At 38.1% G+C, this 19402-nt stretch carries 15 protein-coding genes and 1 pseudogene; 6 read left to right on the top strand and 10 right to left on the bottom strand.

The window, feature by feature from the left end:
• Positions 1-245: 245 nt before the first annotated feature.
• Complete coding sequence (locus tag CA730_RS01530; protein WP_096663094.1) at positions 246-1322, bottom strand: PIN/TRAM domain-containing protein; 1077 nt, start codon at positions 1320-1322, stop codon at positions 246-248.
• A gap of 242 nt (positions 1323-1564) precedes the next feature.
• Between CA730_RS01530 and hemW the strand changes: the two genes are divergently transcribed.
• The gene (hemW, locus tag CA730_RS01525; RefSeq protein ID WP_096663091.1) at positions 1565-2749 is read left to right on the top strand and encodes a radical SAM family heme chaperone HemW; all 1185 of its coding nucleotides are present in this window, start codon (positions 1565-1567) and stop codon (positions 2747-2749) included.
• Between the two features lie 47 nt (positions 2750-2796).
• Here the strand turns inward: hemW and CA730_RS01520 are convergent.
• Positions 2797-2961: pseudogene (locus CA730_RS01520) on the bottom strand (IS200/IS605 family transposase); the annotation flags it as partial.
• A gap of 395 nt (positions 2962-3356) precedes the next feature.
• Here CA730_RS01520 and CA730_RS01515 point away from each other — a divergent pair.
• Positions 3357-4640 carry a valine--pyruvate transaminase gene (locus CA730_RS01515; RefSeq protein WP_096671199.1) on the top strand — a complete coding sequence of 428 codons (1284 nt, stop codon included), beginning with the start codon at positions 3357-3359 and terminating at the stop codon, positions 4638-4640.
• Between the two features lie 5 nt (positions 4641-4645).
• Positions 4646-5344 carry a ribosome maturation factor RimM gene (gene rimM / locus CA730_RS01510; protein WP_096663088.1) on the top strand — a complete coding sequence of 233 codons (699 nt, stop codon included), beginning with the start codon at positions 4646-4648 and terminating at the stop codon, positions 5342-5344.
• A gap of 100 nt (positions 5345-5444) precedes the next feature.
• Here rimM and CA730_RS26555 read toward each other — a convergent pair whose 3' ends face one another.
• The 4 genes from CA730_RS26555 to groL all read right to left on the bottom strand — a co-directional run bounded on the left by CA730_RS26555 (position 5445) and on the right by groL (position 8895).
• On the bottom strand, positions 5445-5654 hold the full coding sequence (locus CA730_RS26555) for a hypothetical protein (RefSeq protein WP_353123244.1): 210 nt from the start codon (positions 5652-5654) through the stop codon (positions 5445-5447).
• A complete protein-coding gene (locus CA730_RS26550; RefSeq protein WP_353123246.1) occupies positions 5645-5824 on the bottom strand; it encodes a hypothetical protein in 180 nt (59 codons plus the stop codon). The genes CA730_RS26555 and CA730_RS26550 overlap by 10 nt, the downstream gene beginning before the upstream one ends.
• A gap of 114 nt (positions 5825-5938) precedes the next feature.
• Entirely contained in the window at positions 5939-6679 is a 741-nt protein-coding gene (locus tag CA730_RS01500) for a dienelactone hydrolase family protein (protein ID WP_096663085.1), read from the bottom strand.
• 515 nt (positions 6680-7194) lie between these two features.
• Positions 7195-8895, bottom strand: a complete 1701-nt coding sequence (groL, locus tag CA730_RS01495) for a chaperonin GroEL (RefSeq protein ID WP_096663082.1) — start codon at positions 8893-8895, stop codon at positions 7195-7197.
• A 163-nt stretch (positions 8896-9058) separates the two neighbouring features.
• Between groL and CA730_RS01490 the strand changes: the two genes are divergently transcribed.
• Positions 9059-10159 (top strand): MraY family glycosyltransferase, encoded by a 1101-nt coding sequence (locus tag CA730_RS01490; RefSeq protein ID WP_096663079.1) that lies wholly within the window; start codon positions 9059-9061, stop codon positions 10157-10159.
• Positions 10160-10224: 65 nt separating this feature from the next.
• On the opposite strand, the gene fabG is transcribed toward CA730_RS01490, so the two are convergent.
• Positions 10225-10965: a 3-oxoacyl-[acyl-carrier-protein] reductase gene (gene fabG / locus CA730_RS01485; protein WP_096663076.1), complete on the bottom strand. Its 741-nt coding sequence runs from the start codon at positions 10963-10965 to the stop codon at positions 10225-10227.
• Positions 10966-11504: 539 nt separating this feature from the next.
• Here fabG and CA730_RS01480 point away from each other — a divergent pair.
• Complete coding sequence (locus tag CA730_RS01480; protein ID WP_096663073.1) at positions 11505-12050, top strand: leucine-rich repeat domain-containing protein; 546 nt, start codon at positions 11505-11507, stop codon at positions 12048-12050.
• 235 nt (positions 12051-12285) lie between these two features.
• Here the strand turns inward: CA730_RS01480 and CA730_RS01475 are convergent, their stop codons facing one another.
• A complete protein-coding gene (locus tag CA730_RS01475; RefSeq protein WP_096663070.1) occupies positions 12286-14361 on the bottom strand; it encodes an SPFH domain-containing protein in 2076 nt (691 codons plus the stop codon).
• 83 nt (positions 14362-14444) lie between these two features.
• Positions 14445-14654 carry a hypothetical protein gene (locus CA730_RS25060; protein ID WP_197705485.1) on the bottom strand — a complete coding sequence of 70 codons (210 nt, stop codon included), beginning with the start codon at positions 14652-14654 and terminating at the stop codon, positions 14445-14447.
• 419 nt (positions 14655-15073) lie between these two features.
• On the opposite strand from CA730_RS25060, the gene CA730_RS01465 reads away from it, so the two are divergent.
• Entirely contained in the window at positions 15074-18853 is a 3780-nt protein-coding gene (locus CA730_RS01465; protein WP_096663067.1) for a DUF7149 domain-containing protein, read from the top strand.
• Positions 18854-18907: 54 nt separating this feature from the next.
• Here CA730_RS01465 and atpC read toward each other — a convergent pair whose 3' ends face one another.
• Positions 18908-19321: an ATP synthase F1 subunit epsilon gene (gene atpC, locus CA730_RS01460; RefSeq protein ID WP_096663064.1), complete on the bottom strand. Its 414-nt coding sequence runs from the start codon at positions 19319-19321 to the stop codon at positions 18908-18910.
• Positions 19322-19402 lie beyond the last annotated feature (81 nt).

Below are 19402 nucleotides of genomic sequence, written 5' to 3'. Positions count from 1 at the left end.
TTACAGAAGACCAAGATTGAGAATAAACAAAAATCCAGTCCCCCCTTCTAGTACCGCTTCGCGTTCGTCAAAAGTCAAAAGTCAAAAGTCAAAAGTCAAAACGAATATACAATGAGCTTTCCAGTAGTTTGGAATGGTCTATTTATTTCCGCCGACCTGTACTAGATATTTAACCCTATATAAGATCGGTGCAGTTTCCCCACACCGATTACATAGTTTAACTCGATTTTTCCGTGCCATATTCCTTACGCTAAGGCGGAAGCTTGGGGTTTGGCAAAAATCATCCTCCCAGCGGAGGTTTGTAAGGCGCTGGTAACTACTACTCGCAATTCACCACCGACATAACCTCTACCTTCTTCAACTACTACCATTGTTCCATCATCTAAATAGCCAATGCCTTGAGTTGGTTCTTTTCCTTCTTTGAGAATTTTCAAATCCAGATTATCACCAGGTAAATAGGTCGGACGGACGGCATTTACTAAATCGTGAACATTCAAAACTGGGACTTTTTGTACACTGGCGACTTTAGATAAATTGTAATCATTGGTAAGTAATGTCCCATTGATTTCTTGAGCAAAACGGACTAATTTAGCATCAACAGTAGGAGTGTCTTCATAGTCTACAGGGTTAATTAAAATGCGTTCTGGATAAATTTCCCGAATGCGGTTGAGAATTTCTAGTCCTCTTCTTCCTCTCACCCGCTTTTGATCCTTACTCGCATCAGCCACTTGTTGTAATTCTTGTAAAACAAATTGAGGGACAAGAATTAAACCTTCTAAAAATCCTGTTTCTAGTAATGTTTCAATGCGTCCATCTATAATGCAGCTAGTATCTAAAACTTTGGTGTTGGCAGGTTTGAGAGTTCCTTCCACCACCATGCTTTCAACAGTATTGGGGTTAATTAACCTTAACAAACCTCGTCCGTGAGTATCTGCCAAATTCATCCCTGTCACAGAGAGGATGATACTACCAACAACAGCGACAAGAGGTTTGATAAAGCCAAAATCTGAGGGAATGGGTAATAAAAATAGCGGCGCTAACATGAGATTGGCGAGTAATAGCCCAATTACTAAACCAATGGCACGGGTTAAAATAACTTCTAGAGGCATTTCCCGAACTTGCGACTCTAGACGACGGTATGTAGTCTGGAAACTCAGCCCGACTGCACCACCAATAATGGCAGCAAACACGGCTAGAATTAAGCGTAAGGCATCTAAATTGGTAACTCCAGTGAGAGTACCTGGGGGGAGTAGATCAGTGCTGAAATAACCTATCCCCGCCACTGCCAAGATAAATGAGAGAATAATAATGACATCCAGCATGGTTGTGTTATGTTCCTACAACGATATTTATTCGATAAAGTAAAGTATGCTTGCTTGAGTCCTTTTTAGTGATGGAATCATTTTAGCTGTTCAGGCAGACAGAATATGCCAACATTATAACTAAAGGGTTTTTACTGCATATTATTTTTATTTTTAGGGAAAAAGGATAAAAAGTTGTAAACTAACTCCTCATTTTCATTATTTTTAACAGTCAGATTAAATTAACTTCACTATTTTTCAGAATGAGTCAAAAAGATGTTGGTTGGGGGATTCCCCGTTCTGCTTATGTGCATATTCCCTTTTGTCGGCGACGGTGTTTTTATTGCGATTTTCCGGTATTTGTGGTGGGCGATCGCTCACGGGGAGAAAATTCTGGGACAATTGGCGAATATGTTGAAGTTTTATGTCAAGAAATCAGGATTGCACCAACTTATGGTCAACCTTTAGAAACAATTTTTTTTGGTGGTGGGACTCCTTCGTTATTATCAACAGCACAGTTGCAATCTATATTGACAACCTTAGAACAGCGATTTGGCATTGCCTCTAAGGTAGAAACTTCTATGGAAATTGACCCAGGGACTTTTGATTTCGCACATATCGCCGGTTATCGTAACTCAGGAGTAAATCGGGTCAGTTTAGGTGTTCAAGCCTTTCAAGAAGAATTGTTAAAAACTGCTGGGCGATCGCATTCCCTTGTAGATATATTTACAGCTATAGAGTTAATTCACAAGGTCGAGATTCCCGAATTTAGCTTAGACTTAATTTCTGGCTTACCGCATCAATCTTTAGAACAATGGCAAGATTCCTTAACCCAAGCTGTAGCAGCCACACCAACTCACATTTCCATCTATGACCTGACCATTGAACCGGGAACAGCCTTCAATCGTTATTACAAACCGGGAGATCATCCTTTACCCACAGATGAAACCACAGTCAAAATGTATCAAATGGGGCAAAAAACCTTAACAGATGCTGGGTACGAACATTACGAAATTTCCAACTATGCCCAACCAGGACACCAATGCCAGCATAATCGAGTTTATTGGCAAAATCGCCCTTATTATGGTTTTGGTATGGGTGCAGCCAGCTATATTCATGGTAAACGCTTCACCCGTCCCCGCAAAACCCAGGAATATTACCAATGGTTAAAAAACGGTGCTGTGATTGATTGTGAAGTCACCCCACAGGCAGATGTTTTATTGGAAACTCTCATGTTAGGGTTACGGTTAGCCGAAGGAATCAGTTTAAATTCCCTAGCCGCAAACTTTGGCAATCATCAAGTAGAGAAAATTCAAAGCTCTTTGCAACCATACTTTGTTCACGGTTGGGTAAAGATTGTTGGGGATAGGTTGCGTTTTAGCGATCCCGATGGTTTTATATTTTCTAATGTGATGTTAGCGAAGTTGTTTGAAAAGTTAGGAGAATGATGAATTTTATTTCGCGCAAAGGCGCAAAGAAGCAAAGTTTTATATCCGGCTTGTCCATATCTGCGGCTGGATACGCCTTTTAGGGCATTTACTATTTGAGAAACGGATAATTTAGCAGGATATTCAATCAGTGCATGGACGTGATTCCCTTCACCATTAAACTCAAGCACCAAAAAATTCATTTTTTCACCCACCTCACGAAATGTTTTTTCGGCGTTGCTGAATTGAGGTATGAAATTCCCAAATTGAATCTTTAAAACTCAAACCTCAGTGCGTCTTTGCTACGGCAGTCGCTCATGGGGGAAACCCCCAAGACCGCGCTGCCTCGCCTTTGCGTGAGACTAAAATTCATACCCTTAATCAGCAACGCCCAATATTTGCTTGTCAAGTGATTTTATTTATAGTACATTAATACCTATCACATAAGAAATCCCCCACCTTCACCAGTGGGGCTTTATTAACTATCAGATTTTGTTAAAATCGCATTCATTAGTTTAGATTGGTTAAAGGTATTCGCTGTTTTGGCAACTATAATAAATTTTGTCTTAGCTGCAACCACCCAATCATCTATCCACTTTGACGATTAAGTAAGTCTATAACAAACATGATAAAACCTGCCCTTACGAAAATTGGCGCTCAGATGTCTAACTTAACTGGCGTAAGAGCGATTATGAAAGATATTAACGAAACCCTCAGAGCTAGTAAGGGACAGGAATTATATAATTTGAGCGCTGGCAATCCGTTGATTTTACCAGAGGTAGAAAAGTTATGGCGGGATTGTACGGCAGATTTATTAGCTAGTTCTGAATATGGTGAAGTTGTTTGTCGTTATGGTTCAAGTCAAGGTTATTCACCATTAATTGAGGCAATTGTCAAGGACTTTAACCAGCGTTATGGGTTAAGTTTAACTGAGCGGAACATTTTAATTACTGCGGGTAGTCAAACTATCTATTTTTATGCCGCTAACGCTTTTGGTGGCTATACTGGTAATGGCGGTTTGAAAGAAATTGTCCTGCCGTTAAGTCCAGATTATACTGGTTATGGTGGAGTTTGTTTGTTTCCAGAGGCTTTAGTTGCTTATAAGCCTACTCTAGATATTGATACAGCCGCACACAGATTTAAATATCGCCCTGATTTTAACCAACTTTCAATTACAGAAAATACTGGTTGTGTGATTTTTTCCCGTCCTTGTAATCCGACGGGTAATGTTTTAACTAATGATGAGGTGAATAAGATTACCGCTTTAGCTGCACCTTATAATGTGCCTGTGCTGATTGATTCTGCTTATGCACCTCCTTTCCCAGCGTTGAACTTTACAGAAATGACTCCGGTATTTGGGGAAAATATTCTCCACTGTATGAGTTTATCAAAAGCAGGTTTGCCTGGGGAACGGATTGGGGTGGCTATTGGGGATGAAAACCTAATTCAAGTTTTGGAATGTTTCCAAACCAATGTGGGGATTCATTCTTCTCGATATGGTCAAGCGATCGCCGCCCGCGCGATAGAATCAGGGATATTAGCCCATATTGCGGAAAATGTGATTCGTCCTTTCTATCAACAAAAGTTTGATGTTTTAGAAAGTACATTGGAAGCGGCTATTCCGAAAAGTATACCTTGGTTCTTACATCGCGGTGAAGGAGCTATTTTTGGATGGTTGTGGTTGCAAGATCTACCCATGACTGATTGGGAATTTTACCAGGAATTAAAGAAGGTGGGTGTGATTGTTGTTCCTGGTAGTAGTTTCTTTCCCGGTTTAAAGGAGGATTGGGAACACAAACACCAATGTCTGCGAATTAGTTTGACTGGTAGTGATGAGGAAATTACTGTCGGTATGCAGCGTTTAGCGAAAGTTGCTGAACAGGTTTATCAAGTTGCGGCTGTAAGTGTGTAAGAGAAATGAACCACGAAGACGGGAAAAAGAAGCAAGGGGGCAGGGGGCAGGGTGCAGAGGGAAAGGTCAAAAAGTCACCTGTTCCTAGTCCCCAATCACCAATCACCAATCACCAATCACCAAGCCCTAATCTTGATGATTGGTTGGAAATTGGCAAAATTGTCTCTCCTCAAGGTTTAACTGGGGAGTTGCGAGTTTATCCTAATACTGATTTTCCTGAACGCTTTGAGAAACCAGGAAAACGCTGGTTGTTGCGTCCTGGGGAAACGGAACTTGAATCTGTGGAGTTGTTACATGGACGGTATCTTGATGGGAAGAATCTCTATGTGATTAAATTAAAGGGAGTGAGCGATCGCCATCAAGCTGAAAATATGCGTGATTGTCGGTTTTTTGTGCCGGTGAGCGATCGCCCAGAATTGGCAGCAGGTGAATTTCATGTGTTAGATTTGCTAGGGTTGCAAGTCTTTATGCAATCATCTGGGGAATTTGTGGGAACGGTGGTGGATATATTGCCTTCAGGTCATGATTTATTAGAAGTTAAATTTGATCCTGATTTTGTCACTAACCATGAAGAATTTAAAACTGATAAAAAACAAAAAACAGTTTTAATTCCTTTTGTCATGGAAATTGTTCCTGTTGTTGATTTAGCAACCCGTCGAGTTGAAATTACTCCTCCCCCCGGTTTATTGTCAGTTAATGATTAGAAATTTATCTACTTTCAAAAAACACAGGAAAAGTAGGTTGAGGTAAAATTGAAAATTGATATCCCCAATTTCTTCAAGAATTTGGGGATTTGGATATTAACTATGAATTATCATCAGATTCATCAGGATTAATACCTAACTGACGTAACCTTTCTGCTAGTTTTTCGGCTTTTCTTTTAGCTTCAGTTGCTTCTTGTTGAGCTTCTTTAGCATTCTTCTCAGCAAGAATAGCCCTTTCTGTCGCAGCAACAACTTTTTCTGTTGGTTCAGGAATTAATTCTCCTGCGAGAGTAAACCACCTTAACCCCAATTTAGAGGTTGAAAGGTCAGATATAAAAGTAAAGGTTGTAAAAAATGAAATTCGTCTGGCAAACCTTTTTCCTCTGGGTTTTCATTAGGTAAATCATACATTGTCGGCAGATTTTCCCAAGGGGGAAGGGGAGGATCTGATTGAGAAATCAACGGAGGGGAGAAAGTCATAAATAAATAAAATAAATTTTGCTTTTCTCAATCTTAGTTTAACAAATATTATGGTCTAGCAACGACAAAATCCCCGACTTCTTTGAGAAATGGGGGATTTATGTATGTTGATAATTATCTTCTAAATTTCCGTTCTAAAAAAGCAATAATTTGTGACCATGCGGAAGTAGCAGCAACAGGATCATAACGATAACCGTCATCTCTCATAAAAGTATGTTCGGCTTCATAAGCGAAAAATTGATGATGGATTTTGGCGTTTTCCAAAGCATTGATTATAGTATGCCGATCATGTTCAGAAATATGTGGATCTTCAGTTCCAAATATTAACAATATTTCTGTTTTAATTTCCTCAAATCTGTGAATAGTATCTGCCACACCTTTACCTAATTTACCAATAGGAATACCTGTAGGATAACAAGCAACACAAGCTTCAATTTCACTTTCAAAAGCAGCACGCATAGCTAAATGTCCACCAATACAAAAACCCAATGTTCCGATTTGATCAGCAATAACTGAACTTTCATGTTTGAGAAAATCAATTACCGCACGAGTATCAGCATCATATTCAGAAATTAATGTCCGTCGGGCATCATCATTACCGCGCATTCTGCCAAGATCATTAGGTTCAATAACAGAACCTATCGGTTCAATGCGGTGAAAAATTTCCGGCGCTGCGACAACATAACCAAATCCAGCCAAATAATTAATTAACCGAATTATGGCATCACCTAATTGATAAATATCACTGTAAAAAACAATTCCTGGATATTTACCTGCTGGTTTGGGAGATGCCACATAAACCCGCATTAAACTATCATCAACTTTTAACTCAATATTGCGTTTCAGGATTTGCATTTCTCATATTTTAGTAATGTGGTAATTTGTAATTCTGCGGATTTAATAATCATCAGTAAATTTTGATTAAATAATATGTTCAGGCAAAAGGAATACAGAGATTTCTGTTTATTAAAAAAATGTGCAATTAATTTTGTTCAGGTACTTACAGCGATTTCCAATCATATAAGGTACATCTTAGCCCCCTCATCGCTTGCGGGGAGGGGGTTGGGGGTGGGGTTCTTGTTCCGGGTTTGATGACAATTTGCTGTAATAACAGTTATCGCGCTTGATGCAATACAATCAAGGGCGGGGAAACCCCTACTGAATCTCACCAAGAGTGCATACCGCTATAAGTAATTGGACAAAATTAATTACACAAAAATCTGGGCTGAAATCCTTAACTGGCAAAGAATTGGTAAATAACCAATATGTAATTAATTCTGTCGTGGTACTTAATAACGGTTAAAAAAACCCACCCTTACTAAGTTGAGGGGTGGGTAATTTATAAATTATGGATTTGGGAAAGTGGCAAATTAGAACATACCCATGCCACCCATGCCACCCATGCCACCCATACCGCCCATACCACCCATACCACCCATACCGCCCATGCCACCCATACCGCCCATACCACCATCAGGGGCCCCAGCGGATTGTTTTTCAGGTTTTTCGGCAATAATGGCTTCGGTGGTTAGAACCATACCGGCAATAGAAGAGGCGTTTTGTAAGGCGGAACGAACCACTTTTGCGGGATCAATAATACCAGCAGCAATTAAGTCTTCAAATACCCCTGTAGCTGCGTTATAACCGATATTCAAATCAGTTTCCCGCACTCTGGCAACAATCACAGAACCTTCTGCCCCAGCGTTCTCTGCGATTTGCCGCAAGGGAGCTTCTAAAGCTTTTTTAAGAATATCAGCGCCAATTCTTTCTTCGGGGGTGAGGCTATTTTTAATTGCTTCTATCTTGGTAGATAAATAAATTAGGGTTGCACCACCACCGGGAACAATACCTTCTTCTACTGCGGCTTTAGTAGCGTTGAGTGCGTCTTCAATCCGCAAGGTTCTGTCCTTGAGTTCGGTTTCTGTGGCTGCACCGACTTTAATCACGGCAATCCCACCGGCTAACTTAGCAATGCGTTCTTGCAGTTTTTCGGTATCATAGTCGGAATCAGTTGCAGCTAATTGTTTGCGAATTTGCTCAATCCGAATTTGGATTTCTGGTTTAGCAGCATTACCAGCGACAATGGTGGTATTTTCCTTGTCAATGTTGATTTTTTCCGCTGTTCCCAACATTTCCAAAGTGGCGGTATCTAAGCTTAAGCCAATGTCTTCAGAAATCATTTGTCCATCGGTGAGAATGGCAATGTCTTCTAACATAGCTTTGCGACGTTCGCCAAAACCAGGAGCTTTAATTGCGGCGATCGCTAATACACCACGCGCTTTATTCACAACCAAGGTTGCTAAAGCATCACCGTCTACATCTTCGGCAATAATCAATAAAGGTTGACCGGAACGGGCAACTTTTTCCAAAATGGGGACTAAATCTTGAATGCTGCTGATTTTTTTATCGGTAATCAGGATGCGAGCATTTTCAAACTCCACTGTCATCCGTTCGTTGTTGGTGATGAAGTAGGGAGAAATATAACCTCTATCAACCTGCATTCCTTCTACTACTTCTAGTTCAGTGGTGAAGGATTTAGATTCTTCAACGGTAATCACACCGTCTTTGGTCACTTTCTCCATCGCCAGCGCGATCATTTGTCCAACTTCCCCATCATTACCAGCGGAAACTGTGGCAACTTGGGAAATGGCACTTCCTTCTACGGGTTTAGCGATATTGGCAATTTCTTTTACCAGCGCCTCAACGGTTTTATCAATACCCCGTTTTAAACTAATAGGATTTGTCCCCGCAGCTACATTCTTCAAACCTTCATTAATCAAGGCTTGTGCTAGAACTGTGGCAGTGGTAGTCCCATCGCCAGCTATATCCTTAGTTTTTGATGCTACTTCCTGAATTAGTCTAGCACCAGTATTTTCTAGAGGATCTTCTAATTCAATTTCTTTAGCAACAGTGATACCATCGTTAACAATTTGGGGAATACCAAATTTTTTCTCTAATAGGACGTTACGACCTCTTGGTCCTAAAGTGATTTTCACTGCATCTGCCAGAGCGTTAATACCCCTCTCTAATGCACGTCGTGATTCTTCCTTAAATGCAATAATCTTAGTCATGTTTTATTTTTCTATTGCTTCCATTAGACAATTTAGCACTCACTGACCAAGAGTGCTAATCCCTTTTCCCAATTTAGATTAACAATCAAAATCCCAAAATTGGTTAATATTAACAATTGATACTTATGTTTGACCATAAAACTAATGATTATATTGGGAGCAAATGAACTTAGCCAACTCCCTTAAATCCCTTGGCATTGCTGACCCTAGCGGCTCCGGCTGGTTAGCTGTATTATTTACGTTTCTATTAGCTTTAATTGTTACCTGGCGTTTAATTCCCACAATTCGGAAATTTGCCTTAGAGGTAGGTTGGGCAGATCAACCCAACGCTCGACGACTGAATCAAGAACCTTTACCTAATGCGGGAGGTTTGGCAATCTACGCGGGGGTAATTGCGGCTTTGGTCTTAGCTAGTCTCTTGCGGCCGATTGAACTGCAAGGCGTTTTAGCTCAGGTTTTAACGATTCTCCTCGGTGGTTCAATTTTAGTTCTCGTCGGCTTTATTGATGACCAATTTGGCTTACCCCCGTCCGTGCGGTTATGGGCGCAGGTAACAACAGCACTTTTGTTGGTTGGTAACGGAATTAGCATCCAAGTTGCCTTTGGTACACCCATTGATTCCCTCTTGTCTATGGCCTTAACAGTGCTGTGGGTGGTGGGGATTACTAATGCTGTTAACCTCATGGATGGGATGGATGGTTTGGCTGGTGGGATTAGCTTTATCACTGCTATCAGTTTGTTAGGAGTTTCTGCCCAGTTTGATAATCGCGCAGCTGCTACTCTAGTTTTAGCAGCTTTGGGAGGGGCAGCACTGGGCTTTTTACGCCATAATTTTCACCCCTCACACATCATTATGGGTGATGCTGGAGCATACTTTTTTGGCTATGTGTTAGCAGCAACCAGCATTTTAGGTAAACTCCAACTAAATACAATCTATGCCCTGATACCGACAGTTTTATTTCTGCTCTTGCCAGTTATTGACACTACTCAAGTATTTGTGCGCCGGCTCATGGCAGGAAAAAACCCTCTGAGTACACCAGGTAAAGACCACATCCATCATCGTTTGTTGGCTTGGGGACTATCCCAACGCAATGCAGCTTTTATCCTCTGGTCAATTACTTTAGGTTGTAATTTGCTGGCGATGAAAGTTCAGGGTATGAGTTTACCAGTAATGCTGGCTACTGCTGCCGGTATTATTTTGCTGTTAGGCTTTACCGTTTGGCAAAGAATAATCCGTGAACAGGGAACAGGGAACAGGGAATAGGGGGCAGGGGAGCAGGGGAGCAGGGGACAATGTTTGTCTTTTTCTTCCCAATCACCAATCACCAATTACATCACCATACCACCATCAACGTTAAATACTTGTCCTGTGATGTACGCTGCGGCGGGATCTGATGCTAAAAAGCGCACCATGCCGGCAATTTCTTCTGGTTTACCAAACCGCCCCAGGGGGATATATTGCAGGATACCATCAGCTTTGATATCGCTAGTCATGTCAGTGGTAATAAACCCAGGGGCAACCGCATTTACAGTAATCCCACGAGAAGAGAGTTCTTTAGCTACCGTTTTGGTAAAGCCAATTACTCCGGCTTTGGCGGCACTGTAGTTGGCTTGTCCTGGGTTGCCCATTTGTCCCGCGACGGAAGCAATGTTAATAATCCGCCCAGAACGTTGTTTGAGCATAATTTTACTGACGGCTTTTGTACATAGAAATACACCAGTCAAGTTAAGGTCTATGACTGCTTGCCATTCTTCTAATTTCATTCTTAATAGGAGGGTGTCACGGGTAATTCCTGCATTGTTGACTAAGATATCCACGCGCTGGAATTTCTCTAAGGTGGTTTTAATGAGTGTATCTACTTGATTTTCTTGAGAAACATCTGCTTGGAGAGCGATCGCTTCTCCTCCTGCTGCTGTAATTTCTGCGACTACTTGATCTGCTGCTGTGCTGGAACTAGCGTAGTTAACTACTACTTTTGCACCTTGGGATGCTAGTTGAATAGCGATCGCTCTGCCAATTCCCCGTGATGCACCTGTGACAATTGCAACCTGATCTTTTAATGAACTCATCTGATTTTCCTCAATTTTGTGGAGATACCGCGCTAATTATCTTAGAATAATTTGGTAAGGACATGACTTGAAGACAACCAGAAAGTTTATGGTTAGAAGAAACAGTTATGGTGGTCAAAACTCAAATTTTTTTTTACGTACTTTTTCTCCAACTCCAACCAAAATAGTTGATACAATCATCTCCATTTGCTCTTGACTTAATCAATCCTCAACATTTAAAAACTGGTTTACTAATTGCTGTTGTTGCACCTTATAGCAGCGAGAAGTCCTGTATTTAACAATACCTTTGCTAAATTGAGAGCCGACAAAAATTTTGTCAATTTGTCCAAAACAACTCATAAATCAGTGTTACTTTACAAGATAGTAGACTCTTAAAGCCTCTATACAGCAAGCAATATGCTAAAAAATACCTTGTGAGAAACCTTCAGGGAATTTTTAGGACTTATTGTTTTGCTTTAGAGAACAGCGAGTTATTAGTGAAGGCTTTATAAACTTACCCTCGTAAATTGGCGAAGGTATTAAAATAGAGAAATAAATTTATGATCAACAATAATTTTTTTGGCAGAATTGTAAAAAATAAAGGAACTGAATTAGACCTTGGAGATTTACAGCTAACTAGTCCAAATCTTCAAAAAAATATTCATAAGATTTTAGAACATCCTCTAAAAAAACTAGATATTGGGGAAAATAGACTAAAAATATTACCTACTGAAATTGGGCAGTTGGTTAGCTTAAAAATATTAGCTGTTAGCAACAATCAACTTAGATATTTACCTAGTGAAATTGGAGAACTTACTAATTTAGAGACCTTAGACCTTAGCAATAATTACTTAGAGTCACTGCCACCTGAAATCGGCAGATTGAAAAAACTTAAAAATCTTTACTTAAAAGGTAATAGTCTGAGTTTAATGCCATCTGAGATTTTAAGACAAGGAACTAAAGTAATTTTGCTTTATTTAGAAGAGCAACTTCAGATACAAGGTGTAACTAATGGTTTAGAACTCACTCTGGATAGTTATCCCGGACTCAATATCACTCGTTTGCGTCCCTGTTCTGATTCTACAAGAAAAATTGATTACGTTTGACAATACCTTGTCCAAATTGAAAAAAGTCTTGATTTGTAGGTTGGGTTGAGGCACGTTCACGTTCGCGGAGCGTGGCGTTAGCCATAGTGTGGCGATAGCCATAACCCAAAAAATGCGTCGGGTTGCGCTGTCGCTTAACCCGACCTACAAAAAATGGACAAGGTATTGGTTTGATCAAAAACTTATTTAGTCCGCTTGCGCGGACTTTGTTTGTGTAGCCGCAAATTCTATTCGCCTAACTATTATGATTAGTAGATTCAGCTTTAGGAACTACAGAATTAGAAAGCGGTGGAGGTGTAGGGATTTTCGATTCTAGATGGGTTTTGCTATTAGTTTGATTCAAAAGAATCATAGATAACAAACCATCTGCTAAACCATTATTACTACCATTATTACCACCAACAATGATATCAGGAATAATGCGGACATTGCGATCGCCCACAATTTGCATTAACTGCATTGCTGTGTAACCTTGCAGACCTAAAGCTTGTACACCTGTCCGGTAGGTTTCCGCCTTAGCGTTACCTGTCGCCCGGATACCTTCAGCTTCAGCTATGGCTTTAAGTTTAGTGGCTTCAGCTTCACCTGTTGCTTGCTGAATTTGTGCGTTAGCTTGCAACTCGGCAATTGTGACACCTTGTTCCGATTTTACCAACTCTTGCTGAATATCTGCGATCGCTGTTTCCCGGACTAACATTTGTCGTTGGGTTTCTGCCATTTGCTGAACTTCGTAAGTTTTGCGTTGTTCCTCAGCAATTTTCCGGTCTGTCAGCGTGTGCATTAATTCATTCGGTGGCGTAATCAAACCAATCAACGAATCCACTGCTTGCACATCATAAGCACGTAAGGCAGATTTAACGTATTCAGAGGCTTCAACTTGACGCTCACTTCTGGCAATCAAGAAATCCAGGATAGTATATTCTTGAGCCGAGTTGCGGAAATAATTCCCCACAATGGGACGCAAAACCTGATCAATGACATTTTGCATCGAACCCAAGCGGGAAATCACTTTCGGAGCATCTGACGCACCAATGTGAATAATTTGGAATATCTCCAAATCAAAGCTAAAACCATCAAATGACAGAAGTTTCAGCGCCGTTAAATTCGTATCATACCCATGCTGACCGCTAATTCTATCAGTAAAGTTTAAGACAATGTTTGTTGTCGGCACTAGCTCAACTTTCATCACTTTAGTATTGAGCGGGTGCTTCCCAGGATATAAAGGCTCAACCCAAACACCCTTATGTCCTTGATTAACCAAATTTCCGTGAGTGAAAGATGCCCCGCTCACATCTTCCTGTTCTTCACCAACAAAAGAAATCACCACACCCACATAGCCGATAGGGATTTGAGTCATCGGTACTTGTTCAATACTTACCAACCAAGGATTGAGATTCCACGAACCCGATAATAACACCTGTTCTTGTAAACCCCGTTGTCCTCCAGCGTCAATAAATTTTTGACCATTCTGAAAATTATTATGTCCGGTAATAGCACGCCCAGCAATTTCACCTGCGGCAATTGGTGAACCATCCAAAGTAGTCACAATACCAACTTTTTCCGCTGCTATTTCATAGATTTGTAACTGTTCTGGACGCATACCCTCTTTACTGGCATTTGCTGCTGTAATCACTTTAAACAGCGCTGTATTGATGCGGTAAGTACCTGCGGTGATAAAAGCAATTTGCCGTCCTTTCTCCCCACCTTTGGTTAAGAATTTCCGAGCATCTTGAAAATTATCACATTCGACAATTTTGCCCAAAATCCGTTCTGGAGGGTTAGAAGCCCCATCAGCGGCGACAATCAGAGCGATTTGACCTTGGGGGACAACAATTACCGACTCTTTTTTCACTGCATATTGCCAAGGCCAATAACCCCAGTGCCAACCAGGGGCGAGGGTATCGGCTTGTAAACCCGCTTCACCATTGAGGGCTATTAATCTACCAGGAGGTAATCCTTTACCGGAAAGGGTGAATTTTTTCACCACAATTCCCACTTCCCGTTCACCGATAACTACCAGTCCCCCAAATAAGAAACAACCACCAATAATAATGGCAGGAATAATGATTAAAGGCTCAATTCCCATTGATTGATAGGGGATTGGACGAGTTACTGATTGAGTAACTACGGGTTGAGTTTGGGTAGAGGGAATAGAAACAGAAGTAAATTCTTTTGCTGTCAGTGTTTTTATGGGAGTGGCATTAGCAGCATTAACACCACCTGCTAAAGCTAAGGCTGCAATTGCAGATGTAGCCACGCTGACAAACTTATTTTGCTTACTTTTACCAAGAGAAAACGGAAAGCTTTTCATATATGTGCCTCTTTGGGCAACTAATCATCTAAGGTATCACTTCATCAGGAGGGAATGATTTTTCTTAAACTTAATGTAATTTTTTAACCCAATGTTAGCACCCCAGCGGTAAAATCTGCTACTAGTCGCTTACTTTGTAGCCAACGTACACCTAAAAGAATATCTTGCAGTTCATTTCCACCCAACACTGGGATGATCAACTCTTCTTCATCACCTTGTCCAAATTGAAAAAAGTCTTGATTTGTAGGTTGGGTTGAGGCACGTTCACCTTCGCGGAGCGTGGCGTTAGCCATAGTGTGGCGATAGCCATAACCCAAAAAATGCGTCGGGTTGCGCTGTCGCTTAACCCGACCTACAAAAAATGGACAAGGTATTGTTGATAAAGATTAAACTGAGCTTCTCCGTATGCTGTCTGCATATCTTCTTTCTGGTTTTCCTGTTCGATGCGTGATAGCGTAGCGTGCCGTAGGTATACATTGTAAGAGTCATATCCCCGATTTCTTTAAGAAGTTAGATATTTTATGGCTTAAGTTTTGTTAGAAAATATTACAATATATTTCTTGATTTTAATTTGATGCTACAATGTGAGGCTGAATATTAAGGGGTTGGTGAATTGGGGTATGAAAGTCGAAAATTCCATCTCTCAAACTCTTACTCTCTGCGCCTGGAGCGTCTCTGCGTGAAATAAAATTATAATTTTTGGTAATTCAATATGATTGACAATAAAATTAAACCTAGACAAGCATTAAGCAAAACATTTCTGAGAATTAAACCAATTAGAAATGAGTTTGAGATATTTAAAAGGAATCTGATTACACTACTTAATCAAATTGATGAAAACGAAAGAGAGGAATTTCATAAAAATATTCTTACTGATTTTTTGAAAAATACCTATTATGGTGCTGATTACTTAATAAATATTAAAGCCAGTAATGACTTAGTAATTTATAATGGAAAAGATACTAAAAGCAATGTTGGTGTGATTTTAGAGGCTAAAAAGGTAAATAACAATGAAATGCTCAAGGTTAATAATTTAAATACTAAAGCATTACAACAATTAGTTTTATACTTTTTACGAGAACGGATTACAAATAAAAATCCAGAAATTAAATATTTAATTGCTACTAATATTCATGAATGGTTCATTTTTGATGCAACACTTTTTGACAATTTGTTTGCTCAGAATAAACAATTAGTCAAGCAATTTACTGATTTTGAAGAAAAACGTCTATCTAATTCTCGCACGGATTTCTTTTATAACGAAATTGCTCAACCTGCAATAGATAAAATTCAAAATGAACTAATTTTCACACATTTTGATATTAGAGATTATGAACAGTATTTAATTAATCAAAATCCTGAAAATGATCAAAAACTGATTCCTTTATTTAAGCTGTTTTCACCACAACATTTATTAAAGTTACCTACTATTAATGATAGCAATAGTTTAAATAGAAACTTTTATAGTGAATTACTACACATTCTTGGTTTAACGGAAATTAAAGAAGGTAGTAAAAAATTAATTCAGCGTAAATCAATTAATGAAAGGGAACAGGGTTCATTAATTGAAAATACTATTACTCGTTTGCAAGAATTACGCAAAATTGACAGATTAGAAAATTTAGAACAATTTGGAGAAAATACCGAAGAGAGACTTTTTAATGTTAGTTTAGAATTAGCTATTACTTGGATTAATCGCATTCTCTTTTTGAAACTTTTAGAATCCCAATTAATTAACTATCATCAAGGTGATAAATCTCTTGGATTTCTCAATATAGCAAAGATTCAAGATTTTGGTAATCTCAACCGTTTATTTTTTGGTGTTTTATCTCGTAAACCAGATGAAAGAGACGAACATATAAAAAATATTGTTGCTAATATTCCTTATTTGAATAGTTCTTTATTTGAAGTATCAGAAATCGAACATAAAACCATAGTTATTAGTAATTTAATCAATGATGAAAAACTTTCTATTTTTAACAAAACAGTTCTTAAAGATAATGGTAATACACGGACAGGGAAATTAAAAGCACTAGAATATATTTTTGCATTTCTTGATGCTTACGACTTTAGCAGTGAAGGTGCAGAGGAAATTCAAGAAGAAAATAAAACTTTAATTAATGCTTCTGTTTTAGGTTTAATTTTTGAGAAAATTAACGGTTATCAAGATGGTTCTTTCTTCACTCCTGGCTTTATTACTATGTATATGTGTCGGGAAACTATTCGCAGAGCAGTTTTACAAAAATTCAGGGAAATTAAAGGTTGGAACTGTGCAAATATTGACGAATTGTATGATAAAATAACAGATAAAAAAGAAGCTAATCAGATTATCAATAGTTTAAAAATTTGTGATCCAGCAGTAGGTTCTGGACATTTTTTGGTTTCAGCTTTAAATGAAATTATTACTATTAAAAGTGACTTGAAGGTTTTACTTGATAGACAAGGAAAAACTTTAAGAGATTATGATGTAAAAATTGAAAATGATGAGTTAAATATTACAGATGACGATGGTAATTTTTTCAAATATAATCCTAAAAATTCAGAAAGTAGACGCATACAAGAAACACTTTTTCATGAAAAACAGACAATTATTGAAAACTGTTTATTTGGTGTAGATATAAATCCTAATTCAGTTAATATTTGTCGGTTACGTTTATGGATTGAGCTTTTAAAGAATGCTTATTATAAGACATCATCCCTAACTCCTCTCCTACCAGGAGAGGGGAATATAGGAGAATTGGAAACTTTACCAAATATTGATATTAATATTAAAACTGGTAATTCTTTAATCAGTCGTTTTCCTTTAAATTGGGATTTACGGACAATTTTGAAAAAAAGCAATTGGAATATTGAAAGTTATAGAAATGCTATAACAACCTATCATAATACTGATAACAAGGATAAAAAACAGGAAATAGAGAGGTTAATTAATGATATTAAAAGTAAAATACGTACAGAAATTAGTAGCAATGATCCGAATATAGAAAAGCGAAATCAAAAAGTTGCAGAACTTCGTCATTTACGAGATCAGAAGTCATTATTTGCAGAAAGTAAAGCAGAAGCAAAAAGTCGTCAAAAAAAGCAAGAAGAGTTAGAACAGCAAATTAATCAACTTAATAGTGAAATTGAGGATAAAAAAAGTGGTAAATTGTATCAAAATGCTTTTGAATGGCGGTTTGAATTTCCTGAAGTTTTGAATGATGAAGGTGATTTTATCGGTTTTGATGTCGTAATTGGCAATCCTCCTTATTTTTCACTATCTAAAATTAAAGAAAAAAATCAAACTGCTTATTTTGAAAATAATTATCAAACTTATACAAGGGGTTCAGATATTTATTGCTTGTTTTACGAAAAAGGAAGTTGTTTGTTAAGAAAAGCAGGATTTTTAACTTACATTACTTCTAATTCTTGGTTAAAAACTATTTATGGTGATTTACTGAAAAAATATTTAATTGAAAATCTCCAACCTCAAACTTTATTAAATATTGAAGATATGCAAATTTTTGAGGAAGCAACTGTAGAATCAAATATTTTCATCTTGAAAAAAGATAAAGTTAATGAATTTTTTGATGTTGCTAGTTTAACGAATAATTATCTGATTGGTTCTTCATTAGAAGAGTATTTTGATAAAAACTATTTTCAATTTACAATACCTAATACATCAGAATGGATTATAGGTAATGAAGAAACCGTAAGTTTGAAACAAAAAATAGAGCAATCCTCTAAACTTTTAAAAGAATTTGATATTAATATTAATAGAGGTTTGCTTACTGGACTAAATGCAGCTTTTATTATCAATGAGGAAACTAAACATCAATTAATTGCTGAAAGTTCTAATTCTGCTGAAATAATTCAGCCAATTTTAAGAGGTAGAGACTTAAAAAAATATAGTTATGAATTTTCTGGATTTTATCTAATTAATACACATAATGGAGTGGCAAAAAATAACATCGAGAGAATAAAAGTTAAAGAAAATTACCCATCTATTTATAATTATTTAATTTCTTTTCTTCCTCAAATTGAACAAAGACAAGATCAGGGTAAAGATTGGACAAATTTAAGAAACTGTGCTTATTTAGATGATTTTAATAAACCTAAAATTGTTTGGGGTGAAATTTCTGATAAACCTAAATTTGCTTTTGATGACTCTAGCTATTATGCTGAAGCTACTACATTTTTAATGACTGGTGAAAAACTTAAATATTTGTTAGCAATTTTAAATTCAAAACTATCAGAATGGTATTTTAACCAGATTTCAACTACCACAGGAATGGGTACAAATAGATGGAAAAAGTATAAAATTGAAATGTTACCCATTAAAGAAACTACGGAAACTGAAGAATTGTTATTAGAAAAAATGGTTAATCAGATTCTCACCGCTAAAAAATTAGATCCAAAAGCAGATACAACCACATTAGAAACAGAAATAGATCAGTTAGTTTATCAACTTTACGAACTAACAACAGAAGAGATAAAAATTATAGAAGGATAAAATAAGGGTGGACAAAATAGCCCACCCTCATTAGTCTTTGATACTCTACACAATTTAAACCGAACCACCAGCAGCTTGAAAACGAGCGCGAGCGCGTTTAAAGGCTTGATTTGCCTGGAATTGTGCTTTCCGGTCATCTGCGCTAACTTGATTTAAGCCAGATTGTGCTGTATTAAAAGCAGTGCGGGCTTCTTCAAGGTTTATTTTGTCGCCACGTTCAGCACTATTGACTAGAATTGTGACTTCATCTTGATCAACTTCAGCAAAACCACCTAAAAGAGCGATCGCTTGCCAACCAGCACTTTTATTAGCCCGAACACGCATTACACCTATGTCCAAGGCTGTCAGCATGGGAGCGTGTCCACTGAGAACACCTAACTGACCAGTAGTGCTAGGTAAAATTACTTCATCAGCTTCAGAATCCCAAACAGTTTTGTCTGGGGAAATTACACGAACAGTTAATGTCATTTGTCAGTTGTCCTTTGTCATTTGCCTTTTGTCAATTGTCAGTTGTCAGTTGTCAGTTGCATAAAAAACCACTGACCACTG

It is taken from the genome of Dolichospermum compactum NIES-806 (assembly GCF_002368115.1).
GTDB classification, from domain to species: Bacteria; Cyanobacteriota; Cyanobacteriia; order Cyanobacteriales; family Nostocaceae; genus Dolichospermum; species Dolichospermum compactum.
The sequence above is the reverse complement of the archived record's forward strand: the minus strand, read 5'-3'. Positions and strand labels throughout refer to the sequence as shown.

Coding starts and splice junctions, on each gene's coding strand:
- CA730_RS01530 (WP_096663094.1), bottom strand. CDS start 1,322: ATGCTGGATGTCATTATTATTCTCTCATTTATCTTGGCAGTGGCGGGG.
- hemW (WP_096663091.1), top strand. CDS start 1,565: ATGAGTCAAAAAGATGTTGGTTGGGGGATTCCCCGTTCTGCTTATGTG.
- rimM (WP_096663088.1), top strand. CDS start 4,646: ATGAACCACGAAGACGGGAAAAAGAAGCAAGGGGGCAGGGGGCAGGGT.
- CA730_RS26550 (WP_353123246.1), bottom strand. CDS start 5,824: ATGACTTTCTCCCCTCCGTTGATTTCTCAATCAGATCCTCCCCTTCCC.
- CA730_RS01500 (WP_096663085.1), bottom strand. CDS start 6,679: ATGCAAATCCTGAAACGCAATATTGAGTTAAAAGTTGATGATAGTTTA.
- groL (WP_096663082.1), bottom strand. CDS start 8,895: ATGACTAAGATTATTGCATTTAAGGAAGAATCACGACGTGCATTAGAG.
- CA730_RS01490 (WP_096663079.1), top strand. CDS start 9,059: ATGAACTTAGCCAACTCCCTTAAATCCCTTGGCATTGCTGACCCTAGC.
- fabG (WP_096663076.1), bottom strand. CDS start 10,965: ATGAGTTCATTAAAAGATCAGGTTGCAATTGTCACAGGTGCATCACGG.
- CA730_RS01480 (WP_096663073.1), top strand. CDS start 11,505: ATGATCAACAATAATTTTTTTGGCAGAATTGTAAAAAATAAAGGAACT.
- CA730_RS01475 (WP_096663070.1), bottom strand. CDS start 14,361: ATGAAAAGCTTTCCGTTTTCTCTTGGTAAAAGTAAGCAAAATAAGTTT.
- CA730_RS25060 (WP_197705485.1), bottom strand. CDS start 14,654: ATGGCTAACGCCACGCTCCGCGAAGGTGAACGTGCCTCAACCCAACCT.
- CA730_RS01465 (WP_096663067.1), top strand. CDS start 15,074: ATGATTGACAATAAAATTAAACCTAGACAAGCATTAAGCAAAACATTT.
- atpC (WP_096663064.1), bottom strand. CDS start 19,321: ATGACATTAACTGTTCGTGTAATTTCCCCAGACAAAACTGTTTGGGAT.